The sequence below is a fragment of the Kocuria marina genome (assembly GCA_014652975.1).
GTDB classification, from domain to species: Bacteria; Actinomycetota; Actinomycetes; order Actinomycetales; family Micrococcaceae; genus Kocuria; species Kocuria marina.
This window is the reverse complement of the sequence record BMZV01000001.1, coordinates 753,430-767,573: the sequence shown is the minus strand read 5'-3', so window position 1 is coordinate 767,573 and position 14,144 is coordinate 753,430. Positions and strand designations below refer to the sequence as shown.

The following is a 14,144-nucleotide window of genomic DNA, read 5'->3' as shown; positions in this document are numbered from 1 at the left end:
GCGTAGGGGCGGAACGAGCGGGCATTAGAGTCCCAGCAGCCTCCGGAGGTGGGGGTTGAGCAGGGTGCCCTGGGGGTCCATGGCGGCGCGCAGAGTGAGGAACTCGTCCCACTGTGTGTAGAGGGGCGCGAGTTCCTCGGCGGTGCGGGTGTGCAGTGTGCCCCAGTGGGGGCGGCCGCCGTGGTCCACAAGGATCTGCTCGGCGGCGGTGAGGAAGGTCTGGCTGGGTCGTCGGCCGTACTGGCGCAGGTTGATCCACCCCGTGTACCGGCCTCCCGCGGGGGAGAGGTGCCCCTGGTCCGGCGGGGAGCAGCGCACGGTCATGGGGAACGCGAGGTCGTACACGTGCGCGTCCACCAGGGTGCGCAGTTCGCGCACCGCGGAGGCGGTGGCCTCCAGCGGTAGGGCGTACTCGGCGGCCACGTAGCGCACCGGGCGGGCCACCGTGAACACGCGGTAGGACACGTCCGTGTAGCGCCGGGAGCTCTCCGCGAGGGACTCGATCCGGTTGAGCCGGCTCACCGCACGCGGGATCAGGTTCCCCACGCGGCCCAGCCCGGCGGTCAGGGACGTGCGCAGGACGGCGTCGTCCGTGCGTCGCAGCGCCCGGGAGATGAGCGAGGCGGGGCGCGTGTAGGTGTCCGGGAGGCGGTGCAACCGGCTCAGGATGCGGGTGTGGGCCACGGTGGTGCCCGGCATCCACGAGAACTCGAAGTGGTCCGCGGCGGACATCCGCTCCTGCATGGTGTCCAGCAGGGATCCGATCGGCTCGCGGAACTCGGCGCAGTGCAGCCGGAACGCGTTGACGCACTGGAACGTCACGGAGACCACCACGCCCAGCACGCCCAGGTTCACCCGGGCGGCGTCGAGCAGCTCGGGGCGGTGGGTCTCGGAGCAGGAGATCAGCTCGCCCCCCGGGGTTGCGAGGCTCAGCCCGACCACCTGCCCGCCCAGCGATGGCTGGCCCAGCCCCGTGCCGTGGGTGCCCGTGGCCAGTGCTCCGCCCACGCTCATGTGCGAGGAGTCGGGCAGGTTGGCCAGCGCCAGCCCGTGCTGCTCCAGGGCCAGGTTCAGCTCCTGCAGCGTGGTCCCGGCAAACACCGTGACCCGCTGGTGGTCCTCATCCACGGACACCAGACCCTTGAGCGCCGAGGTGTCCAGCAGCACGCCCTTGGTGGGGACCAGAGGGGAGCAGCTGCGCCCGGACCCGGCCGGGCGCACCGCCACGCCCTGCGAGGCGGCCTCCTGGAGAACCTGCAGCACCTGGTCCGAGTCCGTGGGGCGCACGGTCACGGCCGGCTCGACGGTGAGGTTGCCGCCCCACGACCGCCACGTGCCGCCCCTGACCTGCGCCGTCATGGTGGGGTGCTCGGCTCTTGCGCTCATGGCTCGCCTCCGTTCCGGGGGCTCGGCCCCTCGATGTCGTCCTCCGGGACGCGCTGCGTGGAGCACGCCCCGGGGCTCGTCCATCATCTCACCGCCTCCGCGGTGTGGGGGAGCACACGACTAGGCTGGCACCAGGACATCCTGCCCAGGGAGGGAGCACCATGAACGCACGTGAGGCCGAGATCGTCGTGGGTGTGGACGGTTCCGAGCAGAGCATGGGTGCCCTGCACTGGGCCGCTCGTGAGGCCCGACGGCGCGGCGCGCCCCTCCACATGGTCACTGCCTACTCCGTGCCCATGTTCGGCGGGTCCACGTTCGACGTGGGGTACGCGGCGTTCGACGACACCGCCATGAACCGTGCCGTGGAGGACCTCGCGGGCGAGGCACGACGCCGCGTGGCCGAATTGGACGTGGACGTCCGGTCCACCGTCCAGGCCGGGGACCCTTCCGACGTGTTGCTCGAACTGAGCGAGGACGCCCAGTTGCTGGTCCTGGGTTCCCGCGGTCGGGGCGGGTTGATCGGCCGCCTGCTGGGTTCGGTGTCCACCGCGGTGCCCGCCCACGCGCACTGCCCCGTGGGCATCATCCCCCTTCAGTGGGGCAGGGAGTACCAACTGCACGAGAACGTGAGCCGCCGTCAGGCGTTCGTGGACGGTGTGACCGTGGGCTCGGATGGTTCCCAACAGGCGAGTTCCGCGATGCTGTGGGCCGCGGAGGAGGCCGAACAGCTCGGGGTGCCGCTGACCGTGGTGTGCGCCGCGCCGTCGGACTCCGGATCCTCCGCGTGGCTGCCCTCGCCCGTGGACTTCGACAACCTGCGCGGGGAGATCCAGGCCGCGATCGACGCCGGCGTGCGGTGGCTGCGCGGGCACTTCCCGAACCTGGACATCACCGGCGAGCTCGTGGACGGATCCCCCATCCACGTCCTTGTGGAACGTTCGGCCCAGAACCAACTGGTGGTCACGGGGACCCGCGGTCGCGGCGGATTCGCGGGCATGCTGTTGGGCTCCACGTCCCAGGGGGTGCTGCACAACAGTGCCGGGCCGGCCATGATTGTGCCGTGCATCCGGGACCCGCGACTCTCGGACAGACCGGACGTCGCGATCTGAATCGACGCGGCGCCGCTGCTCGGTGCCGACGCCTGGTGTCGAACGCGATGTGCCCCATCGGGGTGCCGCCCCCCGGGGTGCCATCCCCGCCGTTCCGCGGCGTGCGCAGGCCCGGCGGGACACCGCGCGGGTTTGTGCAACCGAGCCGTTTGCCTCTAAGCTACTCACGGTCCATCGTCCGATATTGCCGCTGGTGATGCTCGGACGGCGTTCTAGCCCCCATCGTCTAGCGGCCTAGGACACCGCCCTTTCACGGCGGCGGCACGGGTTCGAATCCCGTTGGGGGTACGTTTTCCCGTGAGAGGTACCGCGGGGTGAGCGATTTGCACAGTGAGTCGTTCGTCCTGGTAGGATATTCACTCGTTGGAAACAATCAAGGCCCTGTAGCGCAGTTGGTTAGCGCGCCGCCCTGTCACGGCGGAGGTCGCGGGTTCAAGTCCCGTCAGGGTCGCTCAAGCGGCGATGAAAAGGAAACTTTTCGCGCCGTTGCGGCATATCACCGGAGGTTGCCTCCGGGAACGTGCCTGGCTCTGTAGCTCAGTTGGTAGAGCGTACGACTGAAAATCGTAAGGTCACCGGATCGACGCCGGTCGGAGCCACTGAACCCCCGCGTGGCTTCTACACGCGGGGGTTTCTTCATGTCTTCCCGCTTCTCGGAGCGGCCCGACGTGCGCCGGGCGGATCCCTCGAAGTAGCTCGGCATGGGCCGGGCGGTATCTTCGACCAGCACTGCTGCGGGTTGGTGGCGTGGTGGTGGCGTGCACCCGACCTCCAGGGTGCGCCGAGGTTGGGACCCTAGCGTGGAGAGGGACGTTCGCGCACGCTGCGGAAGGACTGCGCGGTTCCGCTGCATCGGTCCAGCAGCCCTGGGCCAGCGAGCGCAGCGGGTTCCGACGGCGCGGACGGCCGTAAGAGGCGTCGTCGTCGCAGCGGGACCCGACGCCGGATCGGACGGACCCGGGTGGCCGGATCGGAAGGATCAGCTGTGAATCACCAAGTGCGCGCACTGCTGGCGGGGGCCGGTCTCATCGTGCTCCTCGCGGCGTGTGGCGCGCGGCAGGGCCAGACCACCACGATCGAACTCTCACCCATCACGCCGTCCGCGAGCGCCCCCGCGCCCCGCGCGCCGTCCGCGAGCCCCGCGGACACCCAGACGTGCTTCGACGTGGCCGAGGTCTACAGCGGGCTGGAGCTGCTGCCCCTCACCGATCGCAGCGAGGACGAGGACGCGAACGAGGACACCCTGGAACAGGCCCTTGAGTCCGTCAGCCGGCTCCGTGGGAAGCTCCCCGCCGAGGTGCGTCCGGCGTTCGACGACGTCCGGGACATCCTCGACGGCGCCGGCGCCACCCTCCAGCCCTCGGAGGCCGTGCGGATCCACCGGGCGTTGGAGCCGGCCGAGTCGTGGTTGCGGGCTAATTGCGCGAGCACACCGCGCCACTGATCCCGAGGTCCGTTCCGAGATCCGTTTTGCCATTCGCCCCGGGATTCGCCCTTTAGACGGGGGTCAGCCTCGGCGTGGGGATCACGTCAGGCGCAGCCAGACCGCGCTGTCCACGCTCAACCGGTCGTTGACCACGGCGCTCTGGCCACTTGCCAGAAGCAGCTCACCGCGGGAGAGCTCGTCGAAACCGATCTCGTTCTCCCCGAGGTTCGCGGCCACCAGCACGGTCTCGCCGGTCCCGCACGACATGGTGTAGGCGAGGACGTCCTGGTCACCCTCGCTCAGGGGATGCCACGCGAACTCGGCCGTGCCCAGTTCCAGGTCGTGCCGGAGTTCCAGAGCCCGGCGGTACAGGTTGAGCGTGGACTGCGGGTCACCCAGTTGGTGGTCCACCGTGATCCCAGCGAAGGACTCGGGCTGCGGCAACCACGGATCCGGACCGAAACCCAGCCCGTTACCCACGGGAGCCCACGGCAGGGGGACGCGAGCGCCGTCGCGCCCCAGCTCCGAACCCGCGGTGCGATGGAAGGTGGGGTCCTGCCGCGCGGCATCCGGCAACTCGGTGTGCTCCGGCAGACCGAGCTCGTCGCCCTGGTAGATGTACGCGGAACCTGGGAGGGAGAGCTCCACGAGGGCGGCGGCGCGCGCCCGGCGCAGCCCCTGACCGGCGTGTGGTTGCTCGTCCTGCGCGCCGATCCCGTTGGGGTAGGCCGTGCGGGAGCTCAACCCGTAGCGCGAGGCGTGGCGGACCGTGTCGTGATTGGAGAGCACCCACGTGGACGGCGCGCCCACGGCCGCATTGGCGCGCAGGGAGATCTCGATGGTGTCCCGCATGCGGTCGCGATGCCACCCGGCCACCAGGAAGTCGAAGTTGAAGGCCTGCTGCGCCTCGTCCGGGCGCACATAGCGAGCCAGGCGCTCGGCGGGGCCCACCCATGCCTCCACCACGAGCATGCGATCACCGGGGTACTCCTGAAGCACCGTGTGCCAGTCCCGGTAGATCTCGTGCACCCCGTCCTGGTCGAAGTAGGGGCCGGTGTCCATGGTCTTGCTGGGGCCGTCGGGCTCGTCCTGGGCGCCCTGGGCATCCGTGCCCTCGACCATGTGGACCTGCTCGTCCCAGTCCGGCAGGCCCGGGGCCTTGATCATGCCGTGGGCCACGTCCACCCGGAAACCGTCCGCCCCGCGGTCCAGCCAGAACCGCAGGATCGCCCGGAACTCCTCCCACACCTCCGGGTTCTCCCAGTTGAGGTCTGGTTGGGAAGAATCGAACAGGTGCAGATACCACTGCCCGTCCGGCACCCGGGTCCACGCCCGGCCCCCGAACAAGGACTTCCAATTGTTGGGCGGCTCCTCGCCGTTCTCGCCCCTGCCCTCGCGGAACATGTAGCGGTCCCGCTCCGGGGAGCCCGGCTCGGAGGTCAGGGCGGCCCGGAACCACTCGTGGTCCTCGGACGTGTGATTGGGTACCAGGTCCACGATGATCTTCAGGCCCAACCGGTGCGCTTCCTCCCGCATCCGGTCGAAGTCCTCGAGCGAACCGAAGCGCGGATCCACGGTGCGGTAGTCCGCGACGTCGTACCCGGCGTCGTGCTGCGGGGAGAGGTAGAACGGGGAGAGCCACACCGCGTCCACGCCCAGGTGCTTGAGGTACGGCAGCTTCTGGGTGACCCCGCCCAGGTCCCCCATGCCGTCCCCATTGGAGTCCTTGAAGGAGCGGGGATACACCTGGTAGATGACGGCGTCACGCCACCATTCCGTGCCGGTGGTGGAGTTCGTGCCGCCGCCAGACGTCGGGGCCGAGGTGGTCTGGTCGGGGTGCGTTACGGGGTCGGAAGTCACGGGATCCAGGCTACCCATCTACCGCGGGGGCCACACACCCGCCGCCCCTCCCCGCCTCAGTTCGCCTGCTGCAAGTGGGCCATCGGGGCCCAGCGCATGAAGATCCGGCGTAGCGCCGCGGTGGCCGCCGCCAGATCCCCTTCGCGCAGCAGTTCCACGGCGTCCGCCATGTCCCGGGGGCTCTCGTCCGGCTGGAGCCGATCCGCGATGGACCCGTAGTCCAGGCTCACCACGGAGGCAGCGCTGAACGCGCCCAGCCACCGCCCCAGGCGGGTGAGGTCCTGCGCGAACGCCGCAGCCTGGCGCGCCTCGTCCGGGAGGTCGTGCTCGTCAGCGCCCCCCGAGGCTTGCTGAGCGGCGTCCTCCACGGTCTGGGCGGCCTGGATCACCCGGCGCGCGGCGGTGTCCGCGGGGGCGATGAGTCGGTGCACCTCGTGCCCGGAGTGGTAGGAGGTCACGTGGTCCTCTGGGGCGAAAGCCGCGAACCACGCGAGCGGGACCACGTACGCGGACTCACGGGTGTACACGGGGTCGAAGGTCTCGCGGGACGTGGCCTTCGCAGCGTCGCTGACCTGCTTCTCCGGAACGAGTAGCGGCAGCAACTGGGCGCTGTCGTCGTTCTCCGCGGCCGTGAACAGGCGAAGGGATCGACGCAGCCGTTGCGTGGGGTGGAAGACCGGGAAGTCGCCGGTGGGTCCGGGCAGGCGCCGTGAACCGGCGGGTGCGGTGGAGAACGGCATGGTCCACAGCGGCTCGCGTGCGGGCGGGAGCAACGGCTGGGAGGTGTCGGACAGTCGGGCCAGTTGCTCCGAAAGTTCGTGCACGCCCGCGGTGAAGGGGTCCAGGGCGCGGGGGATGCCGGGTGCGTAGGCGGCGTCGAGATCCTGTTGGGGCACGTAGATCCGCAGCGCGAAGCGCATGGGCGGGCCCGTGATGCTGCGGTAGGCGCTGCCCACGTTGATCAGGGGCATGGCTCAGTCGATCTCGATGACGACCGGGGCGTGGTCGGACGCGCCCTTGCCCTTGCGCTCCTCGCGATCGATCCACGCGTCCTGCACACGGGCCGCGAGCGCGGGGGAGCACAGCTGGAAGTCGATGCGCATGCCTTCCTTCTTGGGGAAGCGCAGCTGCGTGTAGTCCCAGTACGTGTACACGCCCGGTCCGGGGTGGCGCTCGCGGACCACGTCCTGGAACCCGGCGTCCTCGATGAACGCGTTGAAGGCCGCGCGCTCGGGTTCGCTCACATGGGTGTACCCGCCGTCGCGGAAGAGCTGGATGTCCCACACGTCCTCGTCACGCGGGGCCACGTTCCAGTCACCCACAAGTGCGATCTGGGCCTGCGGGTCCTCCTGCAGCCACTGTTCGGCGTGGCCCTCCAGGACGCGCAGCCACTCGAGCTTGTACGGCATGTGGGGATCCTCCAGGCCGCGGCCGTTGGGCACGTAGAGGGACCAGATCCGCACGCCGTCGCACGTGGCGGCGATTGCGCGCGCCTCCTGGGCGGGTTCCTGGCCGGGTTTGCCGAACGTGGGCTGACCGGGGAACGTGCGCTCCACGTCCTTGAGCCCCACGCGGGACGCGATGGCGACGCCGTTCCACTGATTCACGCCGAAATGCGCCACTTCGTAGCCCGCGAACTCGAACAGCTCCCATGGGAAGTTCTCGTCCTTGGCCTTGGTCTCCTGGATGGCCAGGACATCCACGTCCGAGCGGTCGAGCCACGCCTCGATGCGGTCGGCGCGGGCGCGGATGGAGTTCACGTTCCACGTGGCGATTCTCATGGGGTCCACCGTAGCGAGCCGCGGCCCACGCTGGGAAACCGCGGGCGGGCACGGCCCGGGTGCGCGGCGGCAGCTGTCCACGGGAACACCCGGGAAACGACGACGACGTCGCGGCCGCGAGCGTCCGGGGCCACGGATGCGGCGGCGCCCGGGTTCTGTGTGGCGGCGTCGCCCACGAGGTCGTCCTTCCACGAGGGCTTATGGGACGGGGTGGATTGCCATTCGGCGGATTCCCGCCGTGTAACACCTCAGTGCCCTTGGTCGCGGGACGGGCGGTGTGAATTCCCAGGGCCGGTCCGGTCATGATCCGGGACGCGCCATGTGACGCCGCAGTAGTGTGAGGTCATGGACGCAAGGCGGGCGCTAGCCGAGATCAGAGAACGCCGTATCCTCCTGAAAGCGGCCGGTGCGGGTGCTGGTGCCCTGCTGGGGGCGCAGGCCGTGGTGATCGCCTCGCTCGCCGGGCTCGACTGGTGGAAGCATCACGGGCGTCAGCAGCGTGACGCCCCGCACCCCGGGACGTTCAACGCGCACGTGCAGGACTCGGACATCACCATCTACACGTCGGGTGAGTCGGTGTACGAGGACATGCTCGAGGCCATCGACAACGCCCAGCACTCCATCCACATGGAGACGTTCATCTGGAAGAACGACGAGACGGGTCAGCGCTTCCTGGACGCGTTCAACCGGGCCGCGGATCGGGGCGTGGAGGTGTTCATCATCTACGACGGGTTCGCGAACCTCGTGATCCCGTCCTCCTTCTACGACTTCTCGGACCGGGTCCACGTGTACCGGATGACGGTGGTGCGCCGCCCGTTCTGGAAGGGGCCCCTGCGGTTCTCGGGCTTCAACCATTCCAAGATCCTGGTGGTGGACGACAACATCGGTTTCGTGGGGGGCTACAACTTCGGTTCTCTCTATTCCCGGCAGTGGCGGGACACACATATCCGGGAGATCGGGCCTGCGGTATGGGGGTTACGCAGCTCCATCGCGAGCGTGTGGAACGAGGACCGGGACCCGGAACACGCCATCGATTGGGTGGCGCCCAAGAATTGGGACCCGGAGGTGCGGGTCTCCGCGAACCTGCCCATCCAGCTCGTGTACCCCATCCGCGAGATGTACATGAACGCGATCAACAGGGCGCAGCACCACATCTGGGTGAACACGCCCTACTTCATCCCCGACCAGCAGATCCTGGACTGCCTCCTGGACGCGGCCGCTCGCGGGGTGGATGTGCGGATCATGGTCCCCAAGGACTCCAACCACATCCTGGCGGACTGGGTGTCCCGCGGGTTCTACGGCCAGTTGTTGGAGGGTGGGGTCACCATCCTGCTGTACGCCGCCTGCATGATCCACGCCAAGACCGCCACGATCGACGGCGAGTGGTCCACCGTGGGCACCGCCAACATCGACCGGCTCTCCCTCTCGTTCAACTACGAGACCAACGTGGAGATCGTGGACCCGGATTTCGCGGCCGAGATGGATAAGGTCTTCCTCGCCGACAGCGAGCACTGTGAGGAGCTGTCCTCGCCCCAATGGCGCGATCGCCACCCCATGGCCCGGGTCGCCGAGACGATCCTGGTACCGCTGCGCCCGTTCCTCTGACCGGACCCTCCCGATCGACGACGACGCCGCTGACGCCACCGACGATGCCGCTCCGCCCACCGTGCGGGGCGGCGTCGTCGTCCTGCGGCGGGGTTGCGCCGCGGGGCCTCAACCCCGCGTGAGGTGACCCCTCAGCGTGGTGGCGGTGTACGCGGTGCGGAACAGGCCGCGGCGCTGGAGTTCGGGGACCACGAGGTCCACGAAGTCATCCAGGGAGTCCGGCTGGACGGGCGGCATGAGGTTGAAGCCGTCCGCGCCACCGTTGTCGAACCATTCCTGCATTCGATCCGCGATGGACTCCGGGGTGCCCACCATCGTGCAGTGACCCCCGCCAGCGGCGAGGCGGCCGAGCAACTGGCGGACCGTGGGGCGCTCGGCCTCGATGATCCGCAGGATGGTGCCGTAGCGGCCCTGCGGACCGGTGAACTCCTCCAGGGGCGGCAGCGTGGGCACGGGCGCATCTAGGTCCCACTGCGCGCAGTCCTGCTCCACGAACGTGGAGAGCTGTGCGAGTGACTGCTCCACAGGGAGCAAACGGTCCACGCGGGCCTGCTTCTCGAGGGCCTCTTCGTGCGTGCGGCCCACGTACGTGACCAGACCGGGCATCACGATCACGGAACCGGGCTCACGCCCGGCGCGGGCCACTTCGGCCTTCACCGCCGCGTAGTACTCCTGCGCGGCGGGCAGATCGTAGGCCACGGCGTAGATCCCCTCTGCAAAGTCGGCCGCGAGTGCCTTGCCGGGCCCGGAGGCACCCGCTTGGAAGAGGACCGGTTCCCCCTGGGGGGAGGGCGGAACCGTGAGGGGTCCATCCACCAGGAAGTGGCGGCCCTCGTGGTGCAGGCGGTGCAGCTTGGAGGGCTCAGCCCACCGGCCCTCCGGGTCTGCGGTGACGGCGTCCTCGTCCCAGCTGGCCCACAGGGCGCGGGCCACCTCCACGAACTCGCGGGCGCGCTCGTAGCGCTCATCCTTGGTCGGCATGGCCCGGTAGCCGTGGTTGCGGGCCTCGGAGTCCCACATGGAGGTCACCACGTTCCACCCCGCCCGCCCGCCCGAGATGTGGTCCAAGGACGCGAGCATCCTAGCCGCGTGGAACGGGGTGAAGAACGTGGTGGACACCGTGCACACCAGGCCGACGCGCTCGGTGGCCCGCGCCATCGCGGACAGCGCTGTCAGGGGTTCCAGGCTCCAGCGGGGCCCGCCGGAGACGTCACCCACGCTGTGCCCGTCCGCGAAGAACACCGCATCGAACAGACCGCGTTCGGCAGTCCGCGCGAGCTCCTCGTAGTAGGCGATGTCCGTGAGGCGGTGCACCGAGGAGTTCGGGGCGCGCCACGCGGCCTGGTGGTGGCCGGCGCTGTAGAGGAACGCGTTGAGGTGGAGGCGGCGGGCCGGTGCGGTCGTGGGCGACGACGCCGCAGCGGCCGTCCCGAGCGTCGGCTCAGCTTCGGGGGTGGTTGCCGACGCCGCACCCCCGGCAGGTGCCCTTCGCGCGGGGCCGGGCCGGGCGGCGTCGTCGTGCGGAGAGGGGGCGGCCATGTCAGTCCATCACCAGCCCGCCGTCGACCACCAGGTTCTGGCCGGTGACCCCGCGGGACCAGTCCGAGGCGAAGAACAGGGCGGTGTCCGCGAACTCCTCGGGGGTGGTCACGCGGCCCAGGGGAGTGCCGGCGGCAATGAAGTCGAAGACCTCGTCCGGGGTGGCGGCGCTCGCGTCCGTGGTTCGCAGCAGGCCGCCGGAGATCATGTTGACGGTGATGCCCTGCGGGCCGAGGTCTTTGGCGGCGGTGCGGGTGAGGGCGAGCAGGGCGGCCTTCGCGGCGGTGTAGTCGTGGTAGGGGACCACGGGGTTCTGGAAGAGGTTGGTGCCGATGTTGATGATGCGCCCCTCACCGGCCTCCGCCATGCCCGGGGTGACCGCCTGCATCACGTTGAGGGCACCCACCACGGCGCCCTGGAACTGCTGCGTGAGGTTCTCGGCGGTCAGGTGCTCCAGGGTGGGGCGGGCATCGCCGTTGAAGCTGAAGTCCACCAGGGCGTTGTTCACCGCCACCGTGATCGGCGCGCCGAAGTGTTCCCGGGCCCGGGAGACCATGTCCCGCACCTGCTGCGCGTCGGTCACGTCCGCCTGGACCGCGAGTGCCCGGTCCTCCCCGAGTTCGCTGACCAGCGCACGGGCCCGCTCATCGCTGGAGTGGTAGTTCACGACGACGCACGCGCCCTCCCGCGCGAACGCCCGGCTGAGGTGCTCCCCGAGCCCGCGGGCTCCGCCGGTGACCAGGACGATGGTGTTCTCGATCCGCATGCTCACTCCTGTGGCTCACGGCGAAGAAAGCGGTGCGCCACCTGCGCGGTGCCACCGTGACATCCCTTCGCCAGTACTAACTGGACAGGTTCGACGGGTGTCATCTCAGCCGCTGCGGTCCTCTGTCTGCCCGCCCGGTGGGCGGGGAGGGTGGCGGCACCCCGTGTCACTGGTGGTCAGTGTAGTCAAGGAGGTTTGGCGAGGATCAAGTGAGCGGATTGACCGAGAAGGATGGGGTCGCAGGGAACCCTGATAGGAAAGTGGCGAGACCAAATAACCGGCAGTGCGCTCGGCGGAAGGGCACGGCAGCCAGAACGGAGACGGGTGAATGTCACACCCAACAGCCGCTTCGCGGGCAAGGAACGTCGGATGGGTGCTGTGGCTCGCAGCGGTACTCGCCTGGATCGGAGGGCTTGTGGCGGAGCGACTCGTGTACTCCGGATCCCTGTCCTGCGAACTGGGCGACGGAAGCTCGATCTACGGTGAGCCGGGGTGGAGCTGGGTGCCACTGGGCCACACATGCACCTGGGAGAACGTGGGCGGCGTGACAGTCGTGGACGAGCCGTCCATGATGACTCTCGTACCGCTGCTGGTCCTGTTCCTGTGGGGAATCAGCCTGATGTTGGCTCGTGTTTCCAAGCCACAGCCGCACCGCAGTCCGGGATAACCGGTCCCGCCGGTGGCAGCTCGGTCAAGACAGGCCGTTGCTCGCGGGGCGGCGCGCCGCTCGACGGCGCTGTGCCGCGACTTCTGCACGCCGTTCTTGCACCGCCTTGGTGAGAAAGATGACGGCGAAAAGCAGTTCCAGGGTCATGAGCAGCCATGATTCCCGCGCTCCAATGAAGGTGATCACGAAGAGGGCCACCATCGCGGACCCCAGGATCAGCAAGCCCACCGAATTCCGTTTCAGCATGCCCCCACCGTAGGCAGGTCACTGCCAGATCGTCTCGTGTCCCGGGTCGCAGCGACAGAGAAGCCGAGTGGGTTGCTGCGGGACCACCTTCTTGAAAGCCGCCCCGCGTGCGCCGCGCAAAAGCGCCCTGCTACCCTTGCTGGCTGGTGTGCCGGGAAGTCTGGTCGGCGGTAATGAGCGTGATGCCCGTCGACATTGGAGAAGTCCATGCCCCTGCACCACACGACCACCCCTGCCCACCGTGAGCCCGGATTGCCGGAGCCCGTGGAGCGGGAAGAGTCCTCCGGCTTCGTCTCGGAGCCCGGTTTCTTCAACCATCCTGAGCTCCCGTGCGAGCCCGACCACCCCTCGGGCGGTGTCCTCTCCCGCCTCCAGGACGTCCTGCGCCGCGAGACCGTGGCCGGCATCCTCCTGGTGGTCGCCGCCGTCATCGCCATCGTCTGGGCAAACTCGCCCTCCGCGGAGAGCTACTTCGCGCTGCGGGACCTCGAGGTCGGCTACGAGCCGTGGCACCTGAACCTCAGCCTCGGCGCCTGGGCCGCGGACGGACTGCTCGCGATCTTCTTCTTCCTCGTGGGCCTGGAGCTCAAGCGCGAGTTCGTCGCGGGTGATCTGCGGGACCTCGGCAAGGCAGCGGTGCCGATTGCGGCGGCGGTGGGCGGCGTCGTCCTCCCGGCTCTGATCTACGCGAGCGTTAACCTCGGCAGCCCCGAGACCCTGGGCGGCTGGGCGATCCCCACCGCCACGGACATCGCGTTCGCGGTGGCCGTCCTCGCGATCGTGGGCTCGCACCTGCCCAGCGCGCTCCGCCTGTTTCTGCTGACGCTCGCGGTGGTGGACGACCTGCTGGCCATCACCATCATCGCGATCTTCTACACGGATGAGGTGCACATGCTCCCGCTGCTGCTCGCGCTCGTCCCGCTGGCCGTGTTCGGGCTGCTCGCACACCGCTTCCCCCGCTTCTTCGCGCACCGCACGTGGGCCGCGTGGGTGATCCTGGTGCCGCTGGCCGTGATCACGTGGGCCCTGGTCCACGAGGCCGGGATCCACGCCACGGTTGCCGGCGTGCTGCTCGGTTTCGCCGTCCCCGTCCTCGCGGGGAAGGCCTCCGGGGAGCCCGTGGAGCTCGCCGAGCACCTGGAGCACCGCGTCCGGCCCCTGTCCGCCGGGTTCGCGGTGCCGGTCTTCGCGTTCTTCTCCGCGGGCGTCGCGGTGGGCGGCTGGGACGGATTGACGACGGCGCTCGCCGCCCCCGTCACGCTCGGCGCCATCGCGGGCCTCGTCCTGGGCAAGCCTCTGGGCATCATTACCGCCACGTGGCTCACCACCTTGCTCACCGGGCGGAAGCTGGACCCGTCCTACCGGTGGATCGACCTGGTGGGGATCGCGCTGCTGGCCGGGATCGGGTTCACGGTGTCCCTGCTGATCGCGGAGCTCAGCTTCGACCCGTCCGCAGCCGCAGGGGACCAGGCCAAAGTGGCCGTGCTGACCGCCTCGGTCCTGGCGGCCGTGCTGGCCGGCGGTGTGCTGGCGGTCCGCAACCGCCGCTACCGCAGCGCGTCACCCCGGGTGTTCGGGAACGACGCCGCAGAGGCGTAGGGACCGGGGGCTTCCGTCCCCTGCGGTGGTCGTTGCGGAGGGCATGTGCCGGGCGCTTCCCGGGGCCGAAACTGTGTCAGTCGCGAGGTCGGATCGCGTGGAACGGGGCCGTGCCATGGCACTCCACGACGCGCTGAGGGCCCGCATCACCGGGGCCCCA

Annotated in this window: 11 protein-coding genes, 3 tRNA genes and 1 riboswitch; of the genes, 7 read left to right on the top strand and 7 right to left on the bottom strand. The window is 69.4% G+C overall.

Annotated features, from left to right (window positions below):
• Window positions 1–24 precede the first annotated feature (24 nt).
• On the bottom strand, window positions 25–1,386 hold the full coding sequence (locus IE157_RS03610; RefSeq protein ID WP_238400041.1) for a D-arabinono-1,4-lactone oxidase: 1,362 nt from the start codon (window positions 1,384–1,386) through the stop codon (window positions 25–27).
• 161 nt (window positions 1,387–1,547) lie between these two features.
• On the opposite strand from IE157_RS03610, the gene IE157_RS03605 reads away from it, so the two are divergent.
• The 5 genes from IE157_RS03605 (at window position 1,548) to IE157_RS03585 (ending at window position 3,939) form a co-directional block, all read left to right on the top strand.
• On the top strand, window positions 1,548–2,495 hold the full coding sequence (locus tag IE157_RS03605; RefSeq protein WP_064846457.1) for a universal stress protein: 948 nt from the start codon (window positions 1,548–1,550) through the stop codon (window positions 2,493–2,495).
• A 215-nt stretch (window positions 2,496–2,710) separates the two neighbouring features.
• Window positions 2,711–2,783, top strand: a tRNA-Glu gene (locus IE157_RS03600).
• 89 nt (window positions 2,784–2,872) lie between these two features.
• Window positions 2,873–2,946 (top strand) — tRNA-Asp (locus IE157_RS03595).
• A gap of 75 nt (window positions 2,947–3,021) precedes the next feature.
• Window positions 3,022–3,094, top strand: a tRNA-Phe gene (locus IE157_RS03590).
• A 386-nt stretch (window positions 3,095–3,480) separates the two neighbouring features.
• Window positions 3,481–3,939, top strand: a complete 459-nt coding sequence (locus tag IE157_RS03585) for a hypothetical protein (RefSeq protein WP_193519114.1) — start codon at window positions 3,481–3,483, stop codon at window positions 3,937–3,939.
• A gap of 81 nt (window positions 3,940–4,020) precedes the next feature.
• Here IE157_RS03585 and IE157_RS03580 read toward each other — a convergent pair whose 3' ends face one another.
• The 3 genes from IE157_RS03580 to IE157_RS03570 are packed head-to-tail and all read right to left on the bottom strand — an operon-like array spanning window position 4,021 to window position 7,562.
• Window positions 4,021–5,799 carry a glycoside hydrolase family 13 protein gene (locus tag IE157_RS03580; RefSeq protein ID WP_193519113.1) on the bottom strand — a complete coding sequence of 593 codons (1,779 nt, stop codon included), beginning with the start codon at window positions 5,797–5,799 and terminating at the stop codon, window positions 4,021–4,023.
• Between the two features lie 38 nt (window positions 5,800–5,837).
• Window positions 5,838–6,752, bottom strand: coding sequence for a hypothetical protein (locus IE157_RS03575; RefSeq protein ID WP_193519112.1), 915 nt, complete (start codon window positions 6,750–6,752; stop codon window positions 5,838–5,840).
• 3 nt (window positions 6,753–6,755) lie between these two features.
• Entirely contained in the window at window positions 6,756–7,562 is an 807-nt protein-coding gene (locus IE157_RS03570) for an exodeoxyribonuclease III (protein ID WP_064846570.1), read from the bottom strand.
• A 345-nt stretch (window positions 7,563–7,907) separates the two neighbouring features.
• On the opposite strand from IE157_RS03570, the gene IE157_RS03565 reads away from it, so the two are divergent.
• Entirely contained in the window at window positions 7,908–9,167 is a 1,260-nt protein-coding gene (locus IE157_RS03565) for a phospholipase D-like domain-containing protein (RefSeq protein ID WP_193519111.1), read from the top strand.
• Window positions 9,168–9,275: 108 nt separating this feature from the next.
• Here the strand turns inward: IE157_RS03565 and IE157_RS03560 are convergent, their stop codons facing one another.
• The 3 genes from IE157_RS03560 to IE157_RS03550 form a co-directional block, all read right to left on the bottom strand.
• Window positions 9,276–10,706, bottom strand: a complete 1,431-nt coding sequence (locus IE157_RS03560; RefSeq protein WP_193519110.1) for an LLM class flavin-dependent oxidoreductase — start codon at window positions 10,704–10,706, stop codon at window positions 9,276–9,278.
• Between the two features lies 1 nt (window position 10,707).
• Window positions 10,708–11,472, bottom strand: coding sequence for a 3-oxoacyl-ACP reductase (locus IE157_RS03555; protein ID WP_193519109.1), 765 nt, complete (start codon window positions 11,470–11,472; stop codon window positions 10,708–10,710).
• Between the two features lie 45 nt (window positions 11,473–11,517).
• Window positions 11,518–11,646: riboswitch (TPP riboswitch) on the bottom strand.
• A 517-nt stretch (window positions 11,647–12,163) separates the two neighbouring features.
• The gene (locus tag IE157_RS03550; protein ID WP_193519108.1) at window positions 12,164–12,385 is read right to left on the bottom strand and encodes a hypothetical protein; all 222 of its coding nucleotides are present in this window, start codon (window positions 12,383–12,385) and stop codon (window positions 12,164–12,166) included.
• Window positions 12,386–12,592: 207 nt separating this feature from the next.
• Between IE157_RS03550 and nhaA the strand changes: the two genes are divergently transcribed.
• Window positions 12,593–13,984, top strand: coding sequence for a Na+/H+ antiporter NhaA (gene nhaA / locus IE157_RS03545; RefSeq protein WP_193519107.1), 1,392 nt, complete (start codon window positions 12,593–12,595; stop codon window positions 13,982–13,984).
• Window positions 13,985–14,144: the final 160 nt, after the last annotated feature.